The sequence below is a fragment of the Kribbella sp. NPDC026611 genome (assembly GCF_040638345.1).
Lineage (GTDB): Bacteria > Actinomycetota > Actinomycetes > Propionibacteriales > Kribbellaceae > Kribbella.
The window spans coordinates 27,679-48,937 of sequence record NZ_JBEZYC010000006.1 but is presented as its reverse complement, the minus strand read 5'-3'; the positions used below and the strand labels follow the sequence as shown (position 1 = coordinate 48,937).

Here is a 21,259-nt window from a genome sequence, read left to right as displayed (position 1 = left end):
GGGTCGGATCGGCCACACGCTGGTCCCATGACAGACCAGGCCCAAGCCATCTCCCCGCCGGTCGCCGCCCCGTCGCGAGCCGCGACGGGCCTGGGACCGGTGGCCCTCACGACCCTTCTCTTCGGCTCGCTGCTGCCGATGATCTCCTTCTTCATGATCAACGTCTCGCTCCCGGCGATCGCTGTCGACCTGCACGCGAACGCCGGTCAGCTCCAGCTCGTCGTCGGCTGCTACGGCATCGCGGTCGCCACCCTGCTCGTGGTCGGCGGCCGGCTCGGCGACAGCTTCGGCCGCCGCCGGCTGTTCCTGATCGGCGTCGCCGGCTTCACCGTGACCGCGCTGATCTGCGCGATCGCGCCGACGATCGGCGTACTGCTCGCCGCCCGGGCGCTGCAGGGCGTCGCGGGAGCCGCGATCACCCCGCAGGTGCTGGCGTCGATCACCAGCCTCCTGACCGGCCGGCACCGCGCTCGCGGGATGGCGATGTTCGGGGTGGCGAACGGTGTCGGCGCCGCGCTCGGCCAGATCCTCGGCGGGGTGCTGATCGAGGCCAACCTGTTCGGCCTCGGCTGGCGCTCGGTGTTCCTGTTCTTCGTCCCGGTCGGCATCATCGCGCTCGTCGTCGCGCTCCGGGTCCTGCCCGAGAACAAGGCCGAGAAGGCGCACCGGGTGGACTTCGTCGGCGCAGCCCTGCTGGCGCTGACGCTCGTGCTGCTGCTTCTGCCGCTCACCGAGGGCCGTCCACTCGGCTGGCCGCTCTGGACGTGGCTGAGCCTGGTTGCCGTCATCCCGGCGACCGCACTGCTCGGTGTACACCAGCGCCGGGCTGAGCGCTCCGGACATGCACCACTGATCCCGCCGTCGGTCCTGCGGCTGCAGCCGATGCGGATCGGCCTGCTGCTGGCTGTGGCGTTCTTCAGCACCTTCGGTGGCTTCATGTTCTGCTTCGCGCTCGCTACGCAAGGCGAAGCGCACATGTCTCCGCTGGAAGGCGGCCTGAGCCTGCTGCCGTTGGCGGTGGGGTTCCTCATCACCTCGATCTATGGACCGAAGCTGCAGCAGAAGTACGGCGCTGGGCTCATCATCCGCGGCTGGCTGGTGCAGGCGGTCGGGTACGCCCTGCTAGGTGTCGTCGCACTGACACTGTGGCCGCACGTCAACCCGATCACCATCGGTGCGCCGCTGCTGGTGGGTGGTGTGGGCGCAGGGCTGGTCATGGTGCCACTGATCGGCGTTGTCGTCGGGCAGGTGCCACCGACTCAAGCCGGCCTGGGTAGCGGCATCCTGCTGACCAGCCAGCAGACGGCCATCGGCCTGGGTGCGGCCACGGTCGGCACGGCGTTCCTGGCACTGGCCGGTACGTCCTGGGGACAGGGAAGTGCGCTCGCTGCAGTAGCGCTGGGCATCGCTGCGATCTCCCTGCTCATGGCGCCGGTGACGAACCTGCTCCGACGCTAGCTTGCTGGTCCGGTTGATGCGCGGACGACCAGCCGCGGTACGAGCGACTCCTGCCGGCGGGGTGACTCCGGGTCCGCGAGACGGGCCCGGAGTACGTCGACTGCGCGCCGGCCGACCTCGAGCTTTACCGGCGACACCGCGGTCAGCGGTACGTCGGACAGCTCGGCGATCTCGTCGTCGTAGCTGACGACGGACAGCTGGCCCGGTACGTCGATGCCCTGGGCCAGCGCGACGTTGAGGAACAGGTTGGCCTCGCGATCGGCGAAGCAGATTACCGCCGTGACCCGCTCACGCAGTACGTCGGCCAGGAACGCCTCCGCGTCCGCCGCTGTCCAGCGATCCAGAGTGCGGCGCAGCACCGGCACATCACCCAGCCCTGCGCTGACCTGAGGCGCTGTGTGGGGGCTGGAGCGTTCCAGGTAGGCGATGCGGGTGTGACCGAGGGCTCTCAGGTGCGTCAGCGCCAGGCGGGCGCCGGCGGCGTGGTTGGTGCCGACGAACTCGTGCAGGGTGGCTGGGTCCTCCAGGCCGCGCTCCACGAGCACCACGGGGAGATCCACCTCCTCGAAGTCGGCCGTGTCCGGCGCGACGATCAGCCCCGCCACACCAGCGTTGATCAGCCCGTCGATCGCCAGCCTGGTCTCCGCTGGGCTCCACTCGGTGCTGCGGAGCAGCATCTGGGCGCCTTGCTCGGCCAGCGCGCGTTCGATCCCGACGATAATCCGCGGGAAGTAGTACGTCATCGACGGGACGGCGACGCCGATCAGCGGGCCTGTCTTCTGGCTCGCGATGTACATGCCGGAGCCCTGGCGGCGATAGACGAGCCCGTCCTGGACCAGAAGGTCGACGGCGCGACGGACCGTGTTCAGGCTGACGCCCTGCTCGGTGGCGAGCTGCTGCTCGGTCGGCAGCTTGCCGCCCGGCCAGCGCAGCTCCGCGATCCCGCGCCGCAGCTCGGCGGCCAGGTACCGCGCCTTCTGACCCCGCGCGATCTCAGTCACGGCGCAGACTCTACCGGGATGAATCCGGAAATTCATTCGCATGAATCTGTTGACCAAGGGAATGACTTGGCACAGACTCATTCGTCATCAGCCCTCAGTGCTTCCGCCGCCACTGCAGGAGACATCATGAAACGCAGGACGTTCCTGGCCGCCTCGACCGCTACCGCCGCCGCTATGACCCTCTCGCTGGACCGAGCCTTCGCTGCTCCCGCCGACTTCGTCGCGCTGCGCGCCAAGTGGGCCGCCGCCCTCACCGGTGGCGCCGTACTCGACCCGACCGACCCTGACTTCGCCGCCGCGTTGACCCGCCTCGACAACGGCGTGACCGCCGCCCTGGCGAAGCTGGACCGCTCGGCCGGCCGCCGGCAGGTCTTCACCGACTACCCGCTCAGCGCGGATCCGTCGGTCGCGAACACCTATGTCCGGCTCGAGCAGCTCGCGACCGCCTGGGCGACGCCGGGTTCGCAGTACCACTCCAGCGCGAGCCTGCTCGCCGACATCCAGGCAGCACTGGAGTCGATGGACCAGCTGATCTACAACCCGGCCCAGGCCGAGTTCGGCAACTGGTGGTCGTGGGAGATCGGCGCGACCCGCCCGCTCGCCAACATCATGGTCCTGCTGTACGACGAACTCCCGGTCGAGGCCCGGCAGCGGTACTGCGCCGCGATCGACCACTTCGTCCCGGACCCGTACTACATGTTCCCGCCGGCCCGCGCGGTCGTATCCACCGGAGCCAACCGCGTCGACCTCACCCAGGCCGTCATCGTGCGCTCGCTGATCACCGAGGACGAGGCGAAGCTCGTGCATGCACGGGACGGGCTGAGCGACGTCTGGCAGTACGTGACCACCGGCGACGGGTTCTACCGCGACGGCTCGTTCATCCAGCACACGTGGGTTGCTTACACCGGGACGTACGGTCACGTCCTGCTCAGTGGGATCGGGAAGCTCCTCGCTCTGCTGGCGGACTCGCCGTGGGCCGTGACGGACCCGAAGCGGCAGATCCTGTTCGACTCGGTCGCCAAGACGTACCTGCCGGTCGTCCACGATCTGCGGATGATGGACTTCGTCCGTGGGCGTGCGGTGTCCCGGTACAACAGCTCCGACCACGACGACGGCTACACCGCTGCCGAGGCGATCCTCCGGCTCGCTGCGGGAGTGGACGCGTCCCTGGCCGGACCTTGGCGGGCCGCGGTCGCGGGCTGGTTGCAGCGGGACACGTTCGGGAGCATGTTGTCAGGGGCAAGCATTCCGCGAGTGGCGCTGATCAAGTCCCTGTCCGGCGTGACGCCGCTCGCCGAGGTCGACGGGCACACGTTGTTCGCGAGCATGGATCGGTCGGTGCATCGGCGGTCCGGTTGGGCGTACTCGATCTCGATGGCCAGCCGGCGGATCGCGCACTACGAGTGCGGAAACGGCGAGAACGACCAGGGGTGGCACGCCGGGTCCGGGATGACGTACCTCTACGACCACGACAACGGGCAGTTTGCCGACGTTTTCTGGCCGACCGTGGATCGCTACCGACTGCCGGGCATCACCGTCGACAAGTTGCCGCTCGCACCGAAGGCGGGTGGTGAATGGGGTGCCGCCCGGCCGACCAGCAGTTGGGTGGGCGGTAGCACGCTCGACGGGTACGCCGCGGTGGGCCAGGACCTGCAGGGGCCCAGCTCGCCGATGCGGGCGCGGAAGTCGTGGTTCTGCTTCGACTCGTACGTCGTGGCGCTTGGTGCGGGGATCACCGGGAGCAGCGGCTATCCGGTCGAAACCGTGGGTGGAGAACCGGAATCTGCACAGTGGTGGGACGAATGTACTCACGGTCGACGGCGTGGCGCGGGTCCCAGGACTCGGTGACTCGGAGACGGTAAGCGATGCTCGGTGGGCTCACCTGGATGGTGTCGGAGGGTATGTCTTTCCGAGCGGTGCAGAGGTGAAGCTGCTGCGGGAGGCTCGGACCGGGGCGTGGCGGGACATCAACACCGGTGGGCCGACCGGCGCGATCACCCGGCGGTACCTGACGATGTGGCTGGACCACGGGGTCGACCCTTCAGCAGCCTCCTACAGCTACCTGCTGGCGCCGGGTGCCACCGCCGCTCAGACCAAGGCCCTGTCGCGTGACCCGGGCATGCTGGTGCTTGGCAACAGCGCGAAGCGGCAGGCGGTGGCGCATCTCGGGCTGGGGTTGACGCTGGCGAACTTCTGGGAGCCTGACCAGATCGGCGGCATCGTCGCGCACAACCCGTGCTCGGTGATCCGGCAAATCCACGGCCGGACCGTGGAGCTCGGGGTCTCGGACCCGACCCAGCTCGCGACCTCGCTCCGCCTGCAACTGCTGGCGCCCGGCGCGCGGCTGACGAGTGCGGATGACGGCGTCACGGTCCGCCGCACGCTGCTGGGCGCCGACGTGACGATCGACGTCACCGGTGCGGCCGGCGCCACGCGGTACGTGACGCTACAGCTCTAGCCAGTGCGCGGGGCGTTCCACGGCGGCCGGGAGCTTGGTGAACCGGTCGCCGCGGGCCGCGTTCACCTGTGACTGGGTGAGGAAGAGCGCGCCGGTGAGGTCGGCACCGCACAAGTCGGCGTCGCGCAGGTCGGCGCCGATCAGGTCCGCCTGGCGGAGGTCAGCACCGCGCAGGTCGGCCGCGATCAGGTAGGCACCACGAAGGTTCGCCTTGCGCAGGTCTCTCAGCTTCTTGCCGATCAGATCGGCGCCGCGACGGTCCTTCCCGCTCGTCCCGCGGACCTTCTCGCTTGTCCGCAGCAGCAGGACGTTGACCACGGCCCGCTCAGCGTTGACGTCCACTTCCGACAGATCCGCCGTACGGCTCACGTTCTCGACGCGCGCGATCGCTGCGTACACGTCGTCGCTCTGGTCGTGCTCGAGCACCTCGGCGAGGTACCAGAGGAGTTCGTGGAGTTGGCGGAGGATCGGCAGGGCGGCAAACATCTCCGCGCCCGGCTGCTCGCGCCAGCTCTTCCCTGCCCGCTCCGACAGGGATTGCCCGGCGCCGAAGCAGTCATAGACCGTGCAGCCCTGGAAGCCTTGAGACCGCAGCCGGTTGTGGATCGTGCAGCGGAAGTCATCGCTAAGGTTCGGGCACGCCTCGCCGGCGGGCTTGTCGATCGCGAAGTCCGCCGACCTGCTGAAGGTCAGGGCGACGCAGCAGAGGCCGAAGCACCTACCGCAGTCGGCCCGCAGCTCAGTTCTGCTCGGCAACCGTCTGGCCGGTCCGGCGCCAGCGGATGCCGGCTTCGATGAACTCGTCGATCTCACCGTCGAAGACTCCGGACGTGTTACCGGACTCGTACTGCGTCCGCAGGTCCTTCACCATCTGGTACGGGTGCAGGACGTACGACCGCATCTGGTCACCCCACGAGCCCGCGACGTCCCCGCGCAGCGCGTCCAGCTGGGCCCGCTCCTCGGCCTTCTTCAGCGCGAGCAGCTTGGCCTTCAGGATGACCATCGCGCTGGCCTTGTTCTGCAGCTGGGACTTCTCGTTCTGGCAGGAGACCACCGTGCCGGTCGGGAGGTGGGTGATCCGGACCGCGGAGTCGGTGGTGTTGACGCTCTGCCCACCCGGACCGGACGACCGGTACACGTCGATCCGCAGCTCTTCTTCCGGTACGTCGATCTCGTCGGTCTGCTCCAGCACCGGGACGACCTCGACCGCGGCGAACGACGTCTGCCGGCGGCCCTGGTTGTCGAACGGCGAGATCCGCACCAGCCGGTGCGTTCCCGACTCGACACTCAGCGTGCCGTACGCGTACGGCGCCTTGACCCCGAACGTGGTCGACTTGATCCCGGCCTCTTCGGCGTACGACGTGTCGTAGACCTCGGTCGGGTACCCGTGCCGCTCGGCCCAGCGCAGGTACATCCGCTGCAGCATCTCGGCGAAGTCGGCGGCGTCCACGCCACCCGCGCCGGAGCGGATCGTCACCAGCGCCTCGCGTTCGTCGTACTCGCCGGAGAGCAGCGTGCGGACCTCGAGCGACTGGATCGACTTGGCCAGCGAGCCGAGCTCCTTCTCCGCCTCGGCCAGGCTGTCCGCGTCGTTCTCCTCGCGGCTCAGCTCGATCAGCACGCCGAGGTCGTCGATCCGGCTGCGCAGCCCGGAGACCCGCTCGACGTCGGACTGCAGGCTGGAAAGTCGCGACGTCACCTTCTGCGCGTTCGCCTGGTCGTCCCACAGGTCAGGCGCAGCGACGGCCTCACCGAGCTCCGCGATCTCCTTGCGCAGGGCGGGGAGATCCATCACTTTCTCGATCGAGGTCAACGTCGCATCGAGCTGCTTGAGCTCCGCGTCAAAATCCAGTCCAGCCACAACGAAACAGCGTACCTCAGCGGAGACCTCGACGAAGAACGGCAAAAACCTCGGCGACGGCCTTCTCCAGGTCGTCCTGGCCCGCTCTGAGCTGCTGCGGCGAGGCGTCGTCGGGCAGGTTGCGCATCAACTCGGCTTCGAGCACCTTCTGCGCCGCGGCGTACAAAGCAGCCGTCAGCCGGTTGCGCAGGTGATCGGGCGAGCGTTCGTCCAGCGCCTCGGTCAGCATCGTCTCCAGCTGCTCAGCCGTCTGCCGGCGCCGCGCCAGCAACGCCTCGCTGCCCTCGATCGTCCGGGAGAACTGCTTCCAGGTGGCCAGATGCCCGACCGCGAACCGCTTTCGGGTCTCGGCCAGATAGTGCGCTTCGAGCACGTCGACCGGGTCGGCGTCGGCCGGCGCCTCACGGATCGCCTTGGCCGGACCGACCCACCAGCCCGTCTCGTCGAAGAACAGGTCCTCCTTGGCCGGGAAGTGGTTGAACACGGTCTGTACGGCGACATCCGCGGCCCGCGCGACCTCCGCGACCGTGACCGTGTCGAACCCGCGCTCGAGGAACAACCGGGTCGCGACGTCCGAGATCTGCCGCCGCGTCTCCAGCTTCTTGCGCTCCCGGCGCCCGAGCTCCATTGCCACACCGTAGGGCATCTGCTTTACTGATTCCAATCTTGTAGTCACTACATTTTTGGAGCACATCCAATGACTATTCTCGTCACCGGCGGCCGCGGCAAGATCGCCCGCGCCGTCACTGCCGGCTTGATCGCCGCTGGCCAGGACGTCCGCATCGCCAGCCGCGAGCCGTCGGACTTGCCTGGTGCGGTGCCGTACGACGTCACCGATCCGGGCCCTGCACTCCGCGACATCAGCCAGGTCTTCCTGTACGCCGACCACTCGTTGACGCCCGCCTTTGTCGCCGCCGCCGAGACGGCTGGCGTGAAGCAGGTCGTCATGCTGTCGTCGCTGTCCGCCGCCGACGGTCCCGAGGATCCGCACGCGCGGGCCGAGCGAGTGGTCACCGCCGGGTCGTACGCGACTACGCGGCTGCAGCCCGGTGCCTTCATGAGCAACGCGAAGTACTGGTCGTACCAGGTCCGGCAGACCGGTCAGATTCGGCTGCCGTACCTCGACGCCGAGGAGGCGCCGATCCACGAGCTCGACATCGCCGACGCCGCGCTCCGGGTGCTGCTCGACGGTCCGGGCAACGGCCACGACGGCCGCGCGTACCCGCTCACCGGACCCGAGTCGATGACGCGCCGGCACCAGATCGGCCTCATCACCTCGACGACCGGAGTCCCGATCGAGGCGGTCGAGCTCACGCCCGAACAGGCCCGATCGGAACTGGGCCTGCGGGACGCCGGCCAATTCGACACGCTGATGGCCTACTGGGCGTCCCGCGTCGGCACACCGCAACCAATCGAACCCGGCGTCGAACTCCTCACCGGCCACACCGCCCGCTCCTTCACCACCTGGCTAACCAACAACCCAGACCTGTTCGCCTAGGTTTGCCCATCTCCGGCGGCTTCGTATGGCGCATTCGATGTCAGCGGATGGGGACGACGGCTGCGGATTCGGCGGCGATGTCGGTGGATTGCTGGAAACCAGGGGGGTGGAACGGGAGCTCGACGGTGGAGGTGAGGCGGACGGTGACCGTTGTACCGTCGACGTCGGCAGACCAGTTCAGGCCGTCGAAACGGTTGCTGGCGGCAACCTCGTTGAGGTAGTCCGCGGTCAGTCGGCGGGCCTGGTCCGGATCGAGGACGGCGTTGCCGCCGGCCGGTTGGGCGTAGACGGCGGCGAGGCCGTTGGCGGCGGCGAGGACCGCGCCGTCGGCGGTCGCGTCCAGGTCGCGGCGGACCAGGAAGACCTTCGAGATGTCGGTGACCACGACGATCATCAGCACGATCACGAACGTGAATCCGATGATCATCACGGTCAGCTGACCGCCCTCGTCCCGAAGCCTCCTCATCCGGTGCCCTTGGCTTGCCGGTAGTCGCCGTACGACTCGGTGTGTGAGGCGCTGAGATGGATCGCCGGCGGCTCACCGCCGAGCGCGTCGGGGATGAGCGGCAGCCGTACTTCGGTGTCGAGCGTGACCGTCACGGTCGAGCCGGGCTGTAGGCACGCCGGGTTGCAGGTGATGCTCAGCTGGCCCGGGCTGAGTGGGAGGCCTTGGTCTTGCATCGCCAATTGAGCGGCCGCGAATGCCCGTGCCCGCGCTTCGTCCTCGGACACCCCGTCCGGCACGATGATGAACGCCCGCCCGGCCGCGCGGGTCGCCGCGGTCGCGCCGTACGACGCTCGCTGGACGTCGAACACCGCGAGCATGACGTAGACCAACGGCACCATCAGCAGGATCGCCAGCCAGGAGAACTCGACCACCGCACTCCCGCGCTCGTCCAGCCGGCGCCTCACTGACCCGTCTCCTTCACCGCGTGTCCTTCAACGGTGAAAGAGATTCCGGGCCCCCAGAGCCCGAGCGGCGGCATGTGCGCGTGCACCGCAACCTCGACCCCGGGCTGCCCGTCGATGTCGGTCTCCTCCGCCGCGACGTCATCGATCAGCTGGTCACGGACGACCCCACTGATCAGCTCGCGCGTCCGCGCCTCGCCGTCGGCCGGAGTCCGGTTGATCACCGCTGCGTACGCCGCACCCTCCGAGGCCGCGGCGGTCACGGTGTTCCGCACGTACAGGAACAGGCCGACCTGCAGGATGCCGAGGAACAACGGAACCACGAGCGTCGACACCAGGACGAAGTCGACGACCGCTGAGCCCCGCTCCACGCGCGCCCGCATCGGCTACTTGTTCGAGACCGTGCTCAGCGCCGTCTTCAGCATGTCGGCGAGCTGGTCGCCGGCCAGCTTCCAGATCGCGACGACCAGACCGGCCGTCATCACGGTGATCAGCACCCAGCCGGGCACGTCGCCGCGCTCCCGCCCGGCCGGGCGCGGCTTCAGCAGCACGCCCAGGAACATTCTGGTCATTAGCAAGGACATCGGAACCTCTCCTCAGTTCATCCGGCGATCAGCCGGATTCCGACAGCGCCCGGGTAGAAGGCGAAGGCGATGGTGACCGGCAGCACCAGGAAGATGACCGGGACCATCATGGCTACTTCCCGGCGCGCGCCGGACTCGATCAGCTCGCGCCGCCCCGCCTCACGGATATCGCCGGCCTGCGCCCGCAGTACGTCGGCCAGCGGCGTGCCGCGCTCGAGCGCCACCGCCAGACCGTCCGCGAAACGCGACAGCGCGAGCAACCCCGTGCGGTCCGCCAGCGCGTCGAGCGCGCGGACGAGTGTCTCCCCCGCCCTGGTCTCGGCCAGGACCCGTTTCAGCTCGTCGGCCAGCTCGCCCCGGCACGACTTGGTCACCCGGTCGAGCGCGGCAGCCGGACCCTCACCGGCGGCAACCGACAGGGCCAGCAGCTCGGCCACCGTTGGCAGCTCAGCAAGCAGCCGACGCTCGCGACGCTGCACCTGCGCGGTGAGGTAGGTGTCGCGGCCAAGGACTCCGACCACACCGAAGATCGCGCAGAACATCAGCATCCCGATCGGGTCGCCGGCGCCGAACGTCAGGACGACCACCGACACCACGAGACCGGCACCGAACGCCAGAGTCCCCCACAACAGCTGCTCGATCCGGAACTCCTCGACCGTCCGCTCCAGACCGGCTCGCAGCAACCGCCGGCGGATGCTGTTCGCGCCACCGAGGATCCGCTCCAGCCGTTGCGCGGCCGACCGCAGCGACGGACCAAACAGCCGCAGGATCGCGGCGAACGGCGACCGCGAGTCCACCACGCCGACGAACACGTCCGGCACCCCGAGATCGCGCAGGTACGGCGAAATCCGCTCGTCCATCGTCGGCTTCCGCAGGAACGGCAACCGCAGTACGACGAGCAGCAGGCCTGCGCCGAACAGCGCGCCGACGAAGGCACCGATCAGCACTGGGCTCATCGCAGCACCCGCTCGGGCTCGGGCAACCGGCCGATCCGCAACATCACCCGGTACGCGACGACACAGACCAACGCGCCCACGCCGATGATCAAGGCACCCAGCGGCGAGTTGTAGCGCTGGATCACATCGCCCTGGAACGACAACAACGCCAGGACGAGCCACGGCGCCGCGACCGCGACGCGAGCACCGTTCACCGACCAGGACTGCCGGGACTCGAGCTCGGACCGTGTCCGCGCGTCGTCGCGCAGGAAGCTCGACAACGAACGCAGCAACCGGCCGAGGTCGCCACCGCCGACCTCACGCGCGATCCGCAGCGCCTCGACCACCCGGTCGCCGACCGGATCCGCGAGGCGAGCCTTCAGGCGATCGAGCGACTCGGCGAACCGTCCAGTGGACGCGTAGTCCGCGCCGAACCGGCGGAACGGCTCCCGTAGCGAAGCCGGCCCCCGCTCGCCCACCTGCGCCAACGCCTCGGACAGCGAAAGACCCGCACGCACCGCGGAGGCGATGTTGTCCACTACGTCCGGCCACAGCTCGCGGAACTCCGCCAACCGCTTCCGGGCCCTGCTGCGCACCAACGCGATCGGCATCCAGCCCGCCATCAGCCCGAAGACGATGCCGACCGGCCACGCCTTGGAGACCAGGAACATGAGCAGGAACCCGGCCAGACCGGTGATCACGCAGGCGCCGATGAACGCACCCGGCGTGATCCCTTCGATGCCTGCGCTCGCGAGCAACTCCCGGCTCTTCGCGCGCAGGCGACTCTCTTTGACGGCCTCAGCGTCGGCCGGTGCGACGAACGTCGCGATGATCAGCAGCAGCCCGATCCCGAAGAACAGCCCGAGCAGGAGACCCATCAGCCCGGCCCCCTCGGCAACTCGGTGAGCAGGCCGGCCACGTTGTACCCAGCTTGCTGGAAACGCTCCGGGTGCGGCAGATGCCCTTCGGCCCTGCGGAGATATCCGTCGACGGTCCCGAACAGCGTCTCGGTCTCCATCGCCTGCTCCTCGACCCGCCCGGTGACCGCCACGATCTCCCGCACCCGCCGGTGTCCGTCCGCCGCGATCCCCAGGTGAACGACGATGTCGACGCAGCCCGCCACGGTCGGCAGCACGAACCGGGAGCCGATGTTCTCACCGGCCAGCAACGGCAGCGTGCACATCTTGGTCAGCGCCTCGCGCGCCGAGTTGGCATGGATCGTGCACATGCCGGGCAAGCCACTGTTCAACGCCAGCAGGAGATCCAGGCACTCCTCGCCGCGAACCTCGCCGACGATCAGCCGGGACGGCCGCATCCGCAGCGACTCCTTCACCAGGTCGCGCAGCCGGACCTCGCCAGTGCCCTCGAGCCCGGCCTGCCGGGTCTGCATCGACACCCAGTCGGGGATCGGCAGCTTGATCTCGAAGACTTCCTCGCAGCTGATCACCCGCTCGCTGCCCGGGATCGAACCGGCCAGCGCGTTCAGCATCGTGGTCTTGCCGGCCTGCGTGCCGCCGGAGACCAATACATTGAGGCCGACGGCAACGGACGCCTCGAGTACCGCGGCCGCGTGCGGCGTCAGTGACCCGAGCTGGACCAGGTCGCTCAGCCGGGTCGCCCGGACGGTGAACTTCCGGATGTTGATCGCGGCGTACCGCTGGGTGATGCCGCCGAGCACGATGTGCACCCGGCTGCCGTCCGGCAGACGCGCGTCGGTGAACGGCTGGGACACGTCGATCCGGCGGCCGGTGGTCTTGAGCATCCGCTCGACCAGGTCGCTGACCTCCTCCTCGGTCAGCACGGTCGTGGTCAGCTCGTGCCGGCCCTCGCGGGCGATGAACACCCGGCTCGGTTCGTTGATCCAGATCTCCTCGACCGCCGGGTCGTCGAGGTACCGCTGCAGGGGCCCGAAGCCCGCGACCCGGTCGTGCACCTCCCGGCTGACCGCCGCCAGGTCGCCGATCGGCGGCACCACTCCCGTCAGGCTGCGCTCGTCGTATTCCTTCACGACCAGCGCGACGATCGCGTCCACCGCACCGGGATCGCGGAGCGGGTCGATGCCCTCGCGCCGGACCACGTCACGCACCTGTGCGTCGATCAGCTCGACCGCGCCGTCCCAGCCCGACCGTCGCGCGTCGAGTCTGTCGGCTGTCATCGATCTCCCCGTGGGTGTCGCGTCCGGCGACCGTCTGGTCACCATGCGCGACCATCCTTTCAACCGCCGGGCATCGGCGCCACCCGACTCCGGCCGCCTGTGGACAACCGAGGTGTAACAACTTCGCCGCTCACGGCGTCGAACCGGATGGAGCTGCATCGGTCACGGTTCGGGAGGGTGGCTTTGACACGGGCGACGCTGGACTTCGAAGAGTTCGCGAAGGCGCGAACACCGCAGCTGTACCGCACTGCCTGGCTGCTGGCCGGTGAGCACCACCTGGCCGAGGACCTGGTCCAGGAAACGCTGGCCAAGCTGTACCGGGCCTGGCGGCGGGTCGAACAGACCGAGAACCCGGCCGCCTACGCACAGACCGTGCTGGCTCGCACCTACATCTCCCAGCGGCGCCGGAAGAGCTCCACCGAGCGTCCAGTGGCCTCGACTCCGGAGCGTGAGTACCGACCGGACGACCACGAGCTCCGTCTGTCCCTGATGCAGGCGCTGGCCGAGCTGGCGCCGCTCGACCGAGCCGTGCTGGTGCTGCGGTACTTCGAGGACCGCAGTCCGGACCAGGTCGCCCGTGACCTGGGCAAGAACGCCGGTGCGATCAGAACGCGGACGTCACGAGCCCTGGACCGCCTCCGCGCGGTGCTGGGCGACGAAGCCGTCCACTTGGCCGCCCTCTGATCCGGGAGCACTCCGATGACTGACCTACATGACACCCTCGCCGACCGGATGCGCCAGGCTGCCGCCGACGTCGACGCACCCACGTTGGAGCTCGTCGCCCGAGGCATTCGGCGCGGCAAGGTCCTGCGCCGCCGCCGGGCGGTGCTGGCAGGCCTGTCCGGCGCATTCGCCGTACTGGCGGTTGTTGCGGGTGGCACTCAGCTGCTCCAGCACACCGCGAGCGGCGACGTGGCACCGGCCTCCACGCGCACTACTGCTCCAGTCCACCCACGTCCGCGTGGGCCCCTGGCGACCCTCGCAGAGCTCTTGCCTGCGGGTGTGCACGTGTCCGGCGGCACTACGACCGACGGGATCCTGACGGCCATGCTCCACGACGGCCGCGGTGCGACGATGCTCACGCTCAGCCTGATGACCGTGGAGCCCAACACCAGTTGCAACGGATCGCCTCCGGGCACCTGCAAAGTCGAGCCGGACGGCACGGTGTACGTCGCCTACAACCTGCCAGTGTTCCCCTACGAGAAGCACCCGTACGGCGTCCGCGTCGCAACCGTCGAGCTGTTCTACCCGGACGGCCGGCAGATCAGTATCAGCAACTACAACGCACCGAAGGACGACGGTGTCGAGCACACGCGGCCGCAGCCGATCTTGTCGGTCGCCCAGCTGACGCAGATCGCCCGCAGCAAGCTGTGGGTGTACCCGCCTGATTAGCGGTGCCTGCTTAGCGGTGCACGAGGGTGTGCTCGAAGGCGTAGCGGCTGGCGCGGTAGAGGTGTGAGCCGTACTCGACCGGCTGTCCGTGGTCGTCGTACGTGATGCGGTTGGTGGCAAGGAGGGGCGCACCTGGCTCCTCGGCGAGCAGACGTGCGTGCTCTGGTGACGCTGGGATGGCGGAGATGGTTTGGTGCGCAACCTTGAGGCGCACGCCCTCGGCCCGGAGCAGTTGGTAGAGACCACGTTCGGCCAGGGTGGCTGGGTCCGTCTCCAGGAGCTCTGGCGGTAGCCAGTTGCGCATGATCGCCAGCGGTTCGCCATCCGCCCGGCGTAGGCGCTCCAGACGCAGTACCCGATCGCCTAGCTCGCACTGGAGTGCAGTGGCGACCTCTGCGGTCGCGGGCGAGATACCGAAGCGCAGTACGTCGGTCTCCGGCTTGCGATGCGCCGCGGCGAGGTCGTCGTACAGGCTGGTGAGCTCGAGGGAGCGCCGTACCTGGCCGGAGTTGCCCACGACCTGGGTGCCGACGCCGCGCTTGCGGACCAGCAGGCCCTGGTCGACCAGGCGGGCGATCGCCTGCCGGACCGTCGGCCGGCTCAGCCCGTACGCCTCGGCCAGGTCCACCTCGTTGCTCAGCCGCGAGCCGACCGGCAGTTCACCGCCCTGGATCGCCGCTTCGAGCTGCTGCGCCAACTGCACGTGCAACGGCGTACGGCTGTTCCGATCGACCCGGACCTGGACGGTACTCATGCGGACATCCTGAAGCCTCGGCCTGTTCCAGTCGACCCGGGAACCCGATTTGATCAGATCCCTGTGTTACTGACCGCAGTTGGATCGATCAACCTGCTGCGGTGTCAGGATGCCGTCAGATTGCCGTCAGGAACGCGTGAACGTTCGGTGAACCCGGTCCGGATCACGGGCAAGCGGTGTCCCGATGGGCCGATCGTCAGGCAGGATGGCGCGTTCCCCTGTTTTACGGCCGACCGAAGGAGATGGCATGGAACCGCTGCGGATCGGGATTCTCGGTGCCGCCCGGATCTCGGACCGGGCCCTGGTCGCGCCGGCCAAGCTGACCGGCGCCCGGCTGGTCGCGGTCGCCGCGCGGGACGCCGGCCGCGCCGAGGCCTTCGCCGCAGAGCACGGCGTCGAGCGCGTGCACGCGTCGTACCAGGACGTGCTGGACGACCCGGAGATCGAGGCCGTCTACAACCCGCTGCCGAACGGGCTGCACGCTCCGTGGAACCTGCGCGCCCTTGCCGCGGGCAAACACGTGCTGAGCGAGAAGCCCTCGGCCGCGAACGCTGCCGAGGCGGTGCAGGTCCGGGACGCCGTGCGGGAGTCCGGGCTGGTGTTCATGGAGGCGTTCCACTACCCGTACCACCCGGTGATGCGGCGGATGCTGGAGCTGGTCGCCAAGGGTGAGCTCGGCGACCTGCAGCACGTCGAGGCGACGATGGTGATGGGCCCGCCGCCCGACAACGACCCGCGCTGGTCCCTGTCGCTCGCCGGCGGTGCGGTGATGGACGTGGGCTGCTACGCGCTGCATGCACAGCGCATGTTCGCGCAGTACGCCGGTGGCGCGCCGAAGGTAGTCAGCGCCCGCGCCGGCGAGCGGAAGCGCATGCCTGGTGTGGACGAGTGGCTCAACGCGACTCTGGAGTTCCCTGATGGCGTCACCGGCACCGTGCGGACCAGCATGGGCTCGGAGGAGTTCGAGTTCAGCCTGAAGGTGGTCGGCAGCCGAGGCGAGGCGTTCGCCCCCTTCTTCGTGCTGCCGCACCAGGACGACAGAGTGCGGGTCACAACCAAGGAAGACACCTGGGTCGAACACCTGGGCACGCGGACGTCGTACGCGTACCAACTGGACGCGTTCGCCGGTGCGGTGCGCAACGGCGCTCCGGTGCTGACAGATGCCGACGACGCGGTAGCGACGATGGAACTGATCGACGCGTGCTACCTGGCCGCTGGGATGTCAGTCCGGCCAACCTCGACGATCTGACAGCTGTGGTCGGCGGCGGCGCGCGCGAACGCCTGGACGAACGGGTGTGGGCGCGTGCCATCGCCGGACAGCTCCGGCTGGAACAGGCTGGCGAGGTAGAACGGGTGGTCTGGTAGTTCGGCGATCCGCGCGTCGTTGTCGTCGTCATACCCGCTGAACACCATGCCGTGCTCGGTCAGCAGCTCCAGACGTGAGCTGTCGAGGCCGTAGCTGCAGTGGTAGCGCTCCATTGAACGCTCTGCGCCCAGCAGCTGGGCTGCTCGCGTGTCGGGTACGACGTTGATCGCGCCCTCGTGCCCGTCGAGCGAGCAGGCGAGCGGGACGATCAGGAGGTCGTCGGCGTCCGGTGTGGTCTCGCCGTGCTGGACCTGGAGTGCGCCGGCCTTGTTCCGCGCGAACTCGAGCATCGCGTGCTGGAAGCCGCCGCAGGTGCCGAGGAACGGGATCTGGTGCTCGCGGGCCGTCTGGATGGCTGCGATGGCGCCGGACTCGCTGCGGTACGGGCTGCCGGGCAGGACCCAGATGCCGTCGAAGCTCTTCAGCGCATCGTCGACCTCATTGGTCGCCACCCAGTACACGTCGAGGTCGAGCTGGTCGCGTTCCCGCATCCTCTCCAGCAGACCAGGGACCCGGTTGTGCGACCTCACGTGCGGGGATCGATCCCCTACCAGCGCAATGTAAGCCGTCATGCCATCATCGTCGGGGACAGGCTGTGATCAGCGCCAACGATGATCTCTGCATGGTCCATAAGCAACACTGATCCCGTGGATCCCCATCTGCTCCGCACCTTTGTCACCGTCGCCGAACATGCCTCCTTCTCGGCCGCCGCCACCCACCTCGGCTACACCCAGTCAGCCGTCTCTCAACACATAGCCGCCCTGGAAGCAGACCTAGGCACCCAACTCCTCCACCGCCGCCCAGTAACTCCCACTCCCGCCGGCAGGCGCCTGCTGGAACACGCCGCTCCCATCCTCCTCCGCATCTCAACAGCCCGAGCCGACCTCCAACGCCTCGCAGCCACGCTCCCCACCACCCTCATCGTGGCCATCACTCCCCTCAGCGACGTAGCGAAAGCGTTAGCTGTTGTGAGGCGGCTCCACCCCGGAACCGACGTCCACCTGACCGTCTGCCCCCGCGACGCAGTGGTGGCCGGCGTAGCGGACGGCTCCTTCTCCTTGGGACTGGTCGACGGCGTGGCCGCACCCAGCGACCCGCTCAACCTCGCCGTCCCTCTCCGCACCACCGCGCTGACCCACCAACCGCTAGCCGTAGCCCTGCCCAACAACCATCCGCTGGCCAGCAGGACTGGACTGTCTCTGCACGACCTTGCAGACGCCCGCTGGATCGACGCACCGGACGTCGCCGCCCCGCTGACCACCCTCCGCGCCGCCACCGACTCGGACGCGTTCCGCTGCGCCTTCACCTACACCGGCACAGACCTCCACACCCTGCTCACCCTGATCGCCGCCGGCCACGGCCTCGCCGTACTCCCGGCATCAGTCACGACACGCGGCGTGGCCACCATCCCCGTGACCACGCCACGCCTCGTACACCGCACAGAGCTCCTCCACGGCGCCCTACCCGACGCGGCTGCCGCCGCCCTGACCGCCGCACTCACCTAGACGTCGAGCACCTGCTCCAGCCCAGCCCGGGTCATCGGTCGCTCGAGCACCCCGACGGCCTCCCGCTCCGCGAACTCCGCATGATCGGCGTCCTCCGGGCTGATCGCCTCGCAGATCGAGTTGTGCGCCCAGTTCAGCCACCCGGTGATCGCCACGCCGAAGGACTCCAGCCGGAGCTTCGGCCACTCCCGGACCGCGCCGTACCCGTCCCGGAACGCCACGATCGCCCGCGGGTTGACCGCCGGCCGCATCACCCACTGCGTCAACGCCGACCCGAGCTCGAGCTCCGGCGTCATCGACCCCGCGAAGTCCCACTCCATCAGGACCAGCTCGCCGTCCCGCCCCTGTCGCACGTGCGTCGGGTTGATATTGCTGTTGCAGAGCATCAGCGCCGCAGCGTCGACATCGGTCTCGATCGTCTGCAGGTCGAACCACAGCGGCAGCACCTCGTCGAGACGCCCAGCCCACGGCTTCCCGGCAGCTCGTGCCCGGTCCCGTAGCTGGTACCACCCGGATTCCTCCCGTCGCCAAACGTGGTACGGGTTCATCGGCGTCTCACTCGGAAGCTCCAACGAGTGCAGCGTCCCGTAGATCGACCCGAGCCGCCTCGCCAGCGCGGCGGACACCGGCAACGCCGGCGTCGGCCCGACCTCGAGCCACTCGTTCACCCGCCAGTTCTCACCCCGCACGGTCTCGATCACCCGCCCTGCAGGGCTCTTGTGAGCGACCGGAGCCACGATGCCCGCGCCAACAGCTGCGTCCCGCAGGCGCCCGCCCAGCGCCGCCTGCTCTTCCGTGATCCAGTCGAACACCGTGACCGCAAGCCAGCGTCCGCGATCGGTGCTGAGCTCCCAGCACCGACCCATCGCGGTGAACGAAACCGCGCGTGCCGGCCCAGTCACCTGTCCCAGCCCGAACGCCCGCGCCAGCTCGACAGCGAGCCCACTAGGTGCCGTGGGCAACACTGCGAGCCGGCGCTCGACCTCAGCCTTCAACGCGGGCCAGTCCCGCAGCCCGTACTCCCCGGCCAGTGCCCGCTGCGCATCCGCCAGCGACGCCTCCGGCGCGGCTTCTCGCAGCGCGCCCAACAGATCCTTGGCCTCTTTGCGCAGGAACTCGATACTCGGTCGATCTGGCAGCAGCTTCACAACGCTCCTCTCGCGCCCGGACTCGCACGGGCATCAAGAGAGCGTCGACAACCGCACTCAGCAAAGGAATTGAGGTGGCTTCCAGCCTTTCGGCGAGTCTCGGTGCGCCCTCACGCGCCCCTTGAAGGTACCCAAGCGGCGCCTGCGGGCACAAGCCCCTACCGTTGCGGGCTCAGGCGGCGGGGGAACCACCAGTTGGCTCGGCCGAGGAGTTTCATCAGGGCTGGGACGAGGATCAGGCGGACGATGGTCGCGTCGATGAGTACGGCGACGGCTAGGCCGAGGCCGAACATCTTCGTGGTTGGGTCGTCGCCGAGGCCGAAGCTCACGAAGACCGCGATCATGATCAGCGCCGCGGAGGTGATGACGCGGCCGGTGCCGGCCAGGCCGTGGACCACCGACGTGGTGGTGTCGCCGGTTCGCAGGTACTCCTCACGCACCCGGGTGAGCAGGAAGACCTCGTAGTCCATCGACAGCCCGAAGACCACGGCGAACATGAACATCGGGATGAAGGGCTGCACCGGGATGGTCGACTCGAGGCCGATCAGACGCCCGCCCCAGCCCCACTCGAAGACCATCACCATGACGCCGAACGAGGCGCCGATACTGAGCAGGTTCATCAGCGCGGCCTTGAGCGGTACGACGACCGACCGGAAGACGATCGCCAGCAGCAGGACCGACAGCAGGATCACCGCGCCGATGAACCAGAGCAGCCGGTCGTTGACCTTCGCGCCGACGTCGGCCAGCGTCGCCGTCTGACCGCCGACGTGGGCCTTGGCCGGACTGTTGCGCAGTACTGCGGGAAATACCTCGGAGCGGAGCCGCTTCACTGTGGTCATCGTGGCGTCGTCCTGCGGGCCCGTCGTCGGTACGGCGATCAGCGTCGCCACGCCCGCGGCCGTGTTGACCTCAGGAGGCGCGACCGACGCGATCCCCGGATCGGCAGTCACCGCATCGAACAGCGGCTGCACGACTCCGCGATCCTTCGAGATGTCGACCGCAACCACCAGCGGACCGTTGCTACCAGCGCCGAATCCAGCGGCGACCAGGTCGTACGCGCGGCGCTCGGTCCGCTGCGCTGGAAGCGTGCCCGCGTCCGGCGTACCGACCCTCAGCGCGAACACTGGCGCTGCGAGCGCCAGCAGCAGGACCGTAGCGGCGACGGCGTACGCGGCCGCGTGCCTCGAGACGTGCCGGGCCCAGCGCTGCCAGCCCAGACCGGCGGCAGCGGGCATGCGCCGTACCCGGAGGCGGTTGATCCACGGACCGGCAAGGCCTAGGAAGGCCGGCAGTAGCGTCAGCGAGGCGAGCACCATGACCAGCACGATCAACGAGATGGCGATGCCACCAGCGGTCATGAACGGCACGCCGGCCACAGCCAGCCCGAGAATCGCGACCACCACCGTGCCGCCGGCGAACAAGACAGCCCGACCTGCGGTAGCCACAGCCTGGCCGACCGACTCCTCGACGCTCATCCCACTGGCGAGGAACTCGCGGTGCCGGGTGACGACGATCAGTGCGTAGTCGATGCCAACCCCGAGACCGACCATGCTGCCGAGCACCGGCGCCCAGGTCGGCAGCTCGACCAGGTAGGTCACCAGCGACAGCGAACTGACACTCAGCGCGAGGCCGAGCAGCGCCATCCCGATCGGAAGACCCATGGCGATGACAGAGCCGAAGGCGAGTAGCAGTACGACCACGGCCACGAGCAGACCGACCAGCTCACCGACGCCGGTCTGGCCTTGCTCGAACGCGTAGAACAAGTCGCCGCCGAGCTCGATCCGCAGGGGCGAGTCAAGCGTCGCCAGCGTCTTCACCGCGTCCAGATCGCTCGGATCGAGTTTGTCGAGCACCGGGTACTGCAGCCGGATCAGACCGACGCGGCCGTCGGCCGAGAAGACCGGATGACTCACTCCGAGCACATGCGGCAGTGCAGCGGCCACCGACCGCACCTGCTCCATGGCCGGCACGGTCAGCGGCGCATTGTGGTCCCGCGGGGTCACAACGACCTCTGCGGTCAGCCCGGCCTGGTCGGCCCCGGCGGCCGACAGCAGGTCGGTTGCGTACTGCGAATCGACGCCCGGTGCCCCGAACGACTCTTCGAGCTTCTTGCCAAACGCACCGGACGCGGCGACCACTATCGCCGCCAGCACCAGCCATGCCCCGATGACCACCCACGGCCGGCGTGCAGCGTACCGGCCCAGTTTGTACAGGTTCGACCTCATCACAATCTCC

The 21,259-nt window shown here is 68.7% G+C and carries 23 protein-coding genes; 8 read left to right on the top strand and 15 right to left on the bottom strand.

The window, feature by feature from the left end; translation table 11 throughout:
• The first annotated feature begins 27 nt into the window (after window positions 1–27).
• On the top strand, window positions 28–1,458 hold the full coding sequence (locus AB0E69_RS24430) for an MFS transporter (protein WP_360150240.1): 1,431 nt from the start codon (window positions 28–30) through the stop codon (window positions 1,456–1,458).
• On the opposite strand, the gene AB0E69_RS24425 is transcribed toward AB0E69_RS24430, so the two are convergent.
• Complete coding sequence (locus AB0E69_RS24425) at window positions 1,455–2,459, bottom strand: LacI family DNA-binding transcriptional regulator (protein WP_360150237.1); 1,005 nt, start codon at window positions 2,457–2,459, stop codon at window positions 1,455–1,457. The two genes, AB0E69_RS24430 and AB0E69_RS24425, sit on opposite strands and share 4 nt — an antisense overlap.
• A 126-nt stretch (window positions 2,460–2,585) precedes the next feature.
• Here AB0E69_RS24425 and AB0E69_RS24420 point away from each other — a divergent pair, with 126 nt between their 5' ends.
• Window positions 2,586–4,307, top strand: a complete 1,722-nt coding sequence (locus AB0E69_RS24420) for a polysaccharide lyase 8 family protein (RefSeq protein ID WP_360150234.1) — start codon at window positions 2,586–2,588, stop codon at window positions 4,305–4,307.
• Window positions 4,228–4,917, top strand: a complete 690-nt coding sequence (locus tag AB0E69_RS24415) for a polysaccharide lyase family 8 super-sandwich domain-containing protein (RefSeq protein ID WP_360150231.1) — start codon at window positions 4,228–4,230, stop codon at window positions 4,915–4,917. Before AB0E69_RS24420 ends, AB0E69_RS24415 begins: the two co-directional genes overlap by 80 nt.
• On the opposite strand, the gene AB0E69_RS24410 is transcribed toward AB0E69_RS24415, so the two are convergent.
• The 3 genes from AB0E69_RS24410 to AB0E69_RS24400 are packed head-to-tail and all read right to left on the bottom strand — an operon-like array spanning window position 4,906 to window position 7,406.
• Window positions 4,906–5,673, bottom strand: a complete 768-nt coding sequence (locus AB0E69_RS24410) for a pentapeptide repeat-containing protein (RefSeq protein ID WP_360150228.1) — start codon at window positions 5,671–5,673, stop codon at window positions 4,906–4,908. The genes AB0E69_RS24415 and AB0E69_RS24410 overlap by 12 nt on opposite strands.
• Window positions 5,657–6,778 (bottom strand): peptide chain release factor 2, encoded by a 1,122-nt coding sequence (gene prfB, locus AB0E69_RS24405; protein ID WP_360150225.1) that lies wholly within the window; start codon window positions 6,776–6,778, stop codon window positions 5,657–5,659. The genes AB0E69_RS24410 and prfB overlap by 17 nt, the downstream gene beginning before the upstream one ends.
• 16 nt (window positions 6,779–6,794) lie before the next feature.
• Window positions 6,795–7,406, bottom strand: coding sequence for a helix-turn-helix domain-containing protein (locus AB0E69_RS24400; protein ID WP_360150222.1), 612 nt, complete (start codon window positions 7,404–7,406; stop codon window positions 6,795–6,797).
• A 69-nt stretch (window positions 7,407–7,475) separates the two neighbouring features.
• On the opposite strand from AB0E69_RS24400, the gene AB0E69_RS24395 reads away from it, so the two are divergent.
• Window positions 7,476–8,276, top strand: a complete 801-nt coding sequence (locus AB0E69_RS24395; protein ID WP_360150219.1) for an NAD(P)H-binding protein — start codon at window positions 7,476–7,478, stop codon at window positions 8,274–8,276.
• Window positions 8,277–8,316: 40 nt separating this feature from the next.
• On the opposite strand, the gene AB0E69_RS24390 is transcribed toward AB0E69_RS24395, so the two are convergent.
• Genes AB0E69_RS24390 through AB0E69_RS24360 form a run of 7 tightly spaced genes read right to left on the bottom strand, consistent with a single transcriptional unit; the run spans window position 8,317 to window position 12,859 of the window.
• Window positions 8,317–8,742: a Tad domain-containing protein gene (locus tag AB0E69_RS24390; RefSeq protein ID WP_360150216.1), complete on the bottom strand. Its 426-nt coding sequence runs from the start codon at window positions 8,740–8,742 to the stop codon at window positions 8,317–8,319.
• The gene (locus AB0E69_RS24385) at window positions 8,739–9,188 is read right to left on the bottom strand and encodes a hypothetical protein (protein WP_360150213.1); all 450 of its coding nucleotides are present in this window, start codon (window positions 9,186–9,188) and stop codon (window positions 8,739–8,741) included. The genes AB0E69_RS24390 and AB0E69_RS24385 overlap by 4 nt, the downstream gene beginning before the upstream one ends.
• The gene (locus tag AB0E69_RS24380; RefSeq protein WP_360150210.1) at window positions 9,185–9,568 is read right to left on the bottom strand and encodes a TadE family protein; all 384 of its coding nucleotides are present in this window, start codon (window positions 9,566–9,568) and stop codon (window positions 9,185–9,187) included. Before AB0E69_RS24380 ends, AB0E69_RS24385 begins: the two co-directional genes overlap by 4 nt.
• Window positions 9,569–9,571: 3 nt before the next feature.
• On the bottom strand, window positions 9,572–9,769 hold the full coding sequence (locus AB0E69_RS24375; protein WP_360150207.1) for a hypothetical protein: 198 nt from the start codon (window positions 9,767–9,769) through the stop codon (window positions 9,572–9,574).
• A gap of 17 nt (window positions 9,770–9,786) precedes the next feature.
• A complete protein-coding gene (locus AB0E69_RS24370; RefSeq protein ID WP_360150204.1) occupies window positions 9,787–10,725 on the bottom strand; it encodes a type II secretion system F family protein in 939 nt (312 codons plus the stop codon).
• Window positions 10,722–11,582 (bottom strand): type II secretion system F family protein, encoded by an 861-nt coding sequence (locus AB0E69_RS24365; protein ID WP_360150201.1) that lies wholly within the window; start codon window positions 11,580–11,582, stop codon window positions 10,722–10,724. Before AB0E69_RS24365 ends, AB0E69_RS24370 begins: the two co-directional genes overlap by 4 nt.
• Window positions 11,582–12,859, bottom strand: coding sequence for an ATPase, T2SS/T4P/T4SS family (locus AB0E69_RS24360; RefSeq protein ID WP_360150198.1), 1,278 nt, complete (start codon window positions 12,857–12,859; stop codon window positions 11,582–11,584). Before AB0E69_RS24360 ends, AB0E69_RS24365 begins: the two co-directional genes overlap by 1 nt.
• Window positions 12,860–13,036: 177 nt before the next feature.
• On the opposite strand from AB0E69_RS24360, the gene AB0E69_RS24355 reads away from it, so the two are divergent.
• On the top strand, window positions 13,037–13,543 hold the full coding sequence (locus AB0E69_RS24355) for a SigE family RNA polymerase sigma factor (RefSeq protein ID WP_360150195.1): 507 nt from the start codon (window positions 13,037–13,039) through the stop codon (window positions 13,541–13,543).
• Between the two features lie 15 nt (window positions 13,544–13,558).
• The gene (locus tag AB0E69_RS24350) at window positions 13,559–14,251 is read left to right on the top strand and encodes a hypothetical protein (RefSeq protein WP_360150192.1); all 693 of its coding nucleotides are present in this window, start codon (window positions 13,559–13,561) and stop codon (window positions 14,249–14,251) included.
• A gap of 10 nt (window positions 14,252–14,261) precedes the next feature.
• Here the strand turns inward: AB0E69_RS24350 and AB0E69_RS24345 are convergent, their stop codons facing one another.
• Window positions 14,262–15,005: a GntR family transcriptional regulator gene (locus AB0E69_RS24345; RefSeq protein ID WP_360150189.1), complete on the bottom strand. Its 744-nt coding sequence runs from the start codon at window positions 15,003–15,005 to the stop codon at window positions 14,262–14,264.
• Window positions 15,006–15,252: 247 nt separating this feature from the next.
• Between AB0E69_RS24345 and AB0E69_RS24340 the strand changes: the two genes are divergently transcribed.
• Complete coding sequence (locus AB0E69_RS24340) at window positions 15,253–16,254, top strand: Gfo/Idh/MocA family oxidoreductase (RefSeq protein WP_360150186.1); 1,002 nt, start codon at window positions 15,253–15,255, stop codon at window positions 16,252–16,254.
• Here the strand turns inward: AB0E69_RS24340 and AB0E69_RS24335 are convergent.
• Window positions 16,209–16,943 (bottom strand): hypothetical protein, encoded by a 735-nt coding sequence (locus AB0E69_RS24335; protein ID WP_360150183.1) that lies wholly within the window; start codon window positions 16,941–16,943, stop codon window positions 16,209–16,211. The genes AB0E69_RS24340 and AB0E69_RS24335 overlap by 46 nt on opposite strands.
• A gap of 75 nt (window positions 16,944–17,018) precedes the next feature.
• Between AB0E69_RS24335 and AB0E69_RS24330 the strand changes: the two genes are divergently transcribed.
• The gene (locus tag AB0E69_RS24330) at window positions 17,019–17,876 is read left to right on the top strand and encodes a LysR family transcriptional regulator (protein WP_360150180.1); all 858 of its coding nucleotides are present in this window, start codon (window positions 17,019–17,021) and stop codon (window positions 17,874–17,876) included.
• Here AB0E69_RS24330 and AB0E69_RS24325 read toward each other — a convergent pair.
• Window positions 17,873–19,024: a phosphotransferase gene (locus AB0E69_RS24325; RefSeq protein WP_360150177.1), complete on the bottom strand. Its 1,152-nt coding sequence runs from the start codon at window positions 19,022–19,024 to the stop codon at window positions 17,873–17,875. The genes AB0E69_RS24330 and AB0E69_RS24325 overlap by 4 nt on opposite strands.
• 158 nt (window positions 19,025–19,182) lie before the next feature.
• Entirely contained in the window at window positions 19,183–21,249 is a 2,067-nt protein-coding gene (locus tag AB0E69_RS24320; RefSeq protein WP_360150174.1) for an MMPL family transporter, read from the bottom strand.
• Window positions 21,250–21,259 lie beyond the last annotated feature (10 nt).

Coding starts and splice junctions, on each gene's coding strand:
- AB0E69_RS24430 (WP_360150240.1), top strand. CDS start 28: ATGACAGACCAGGCCCAAGCCATCTCCCCGCCGGTCGCCGCCCCGTCG.
- AB0E69_RS24420 (WP_360150234.1), top strand. CDS start 2,586: ATGAAACGCAGGACGTTCCTGGCCGCCTCGACCGCTACCGCCGCCGCT.
- AB0E69_RS24400 (WP_360150222.1), bottom strand. CDS start 7,406: ATGGAGCTCGGGCGCCGGGAGCGCAAGAAGCTGGAGACGCGGCGGCAG.
- AB0E69_RS24395 (WP_360150219.1), top strand. CDS start 7,476: ATGACTATTCTCGTCACCGGCGGCCGCGGCAAGATCGCCCGCGCCGTC.
- AB0E69_RS24390 (WP_360150216.1), bottom strand. CDS start 8,742: ATGAGGAGGCTTCGGGACGAGGGCGGTCAGCTGACCGTGATGATCATC.
- AB0E69_RS24380 (WP_360150210.1), bottom strand. CDS start 9,568: ATGCGGGCGCGCGTGGAGCGGGGCTCAGCGGTCGTCGACTTCGTCCTG.
- AB0E69_RS24375 (WP_360150207.1), bottom strand. CDS start 9,769: ATGTCCTTGCTAATGACCAGAATGTTCCTGGGCGTGCTGCTGAAGCCG.
- AB0E69_RS24370 (WP_360150204.1), bottom strand. CDS start 10,725: ATGAGCCCAGTGCTGATCGGTGCCTTCGTCGGCGCGCTGTTCGGCGCA.
- AB0E69_RS24365 (WP_360150201.1), bottom strand. CDS start 11,582: ATGGGTCTCCTGCTCGGGCTGTTCTTCGGGATCGGGCTGCTGCTGATC.
- AB0E69_RS24360 (WP_360150198.1), bottom strand. CDS start 12,859: ATGACAGCCGACAGACTCGACGCGCGACGGTCGGGCTGGGACGGCGCG.
- AB0E69_RS24350 (WP_360150192.1), top strand. CDS start 13,559: ATGACTGACCTACATGACACCCTCGCCGACCGGATGCGCCAGGCTGCC.
- AB0E69_RS24345 (WP_360150189.1), bottom strand. CDS start 15,005: ATGAGTACCGTCCAGGTCCGGGTCGATCGGAACAGCCGTACGCCGTTG.
- AB0E69_RS24340 (WP_360150186.1), top strand. CDS start 15,253: ATGGAACCGCTGCGGATCGGGATTCTCGGTGCCGCCCGGATCTCGGAC.
- AB0E69_RS24335 (WP_360150183.1), bottom strand. CDS start 16,943: ATGACGGCTTACATTGCGCTGGTAGGGGATCGATCCCCGCACGTGAGG.
- AB0E69_RS24320 (WP_360150174.1), bottom strand. CDS start 21,249: ATGAGGTCGAACCTGTACAAACTGGGCCGGTACGCTGCACGCCGGCCG.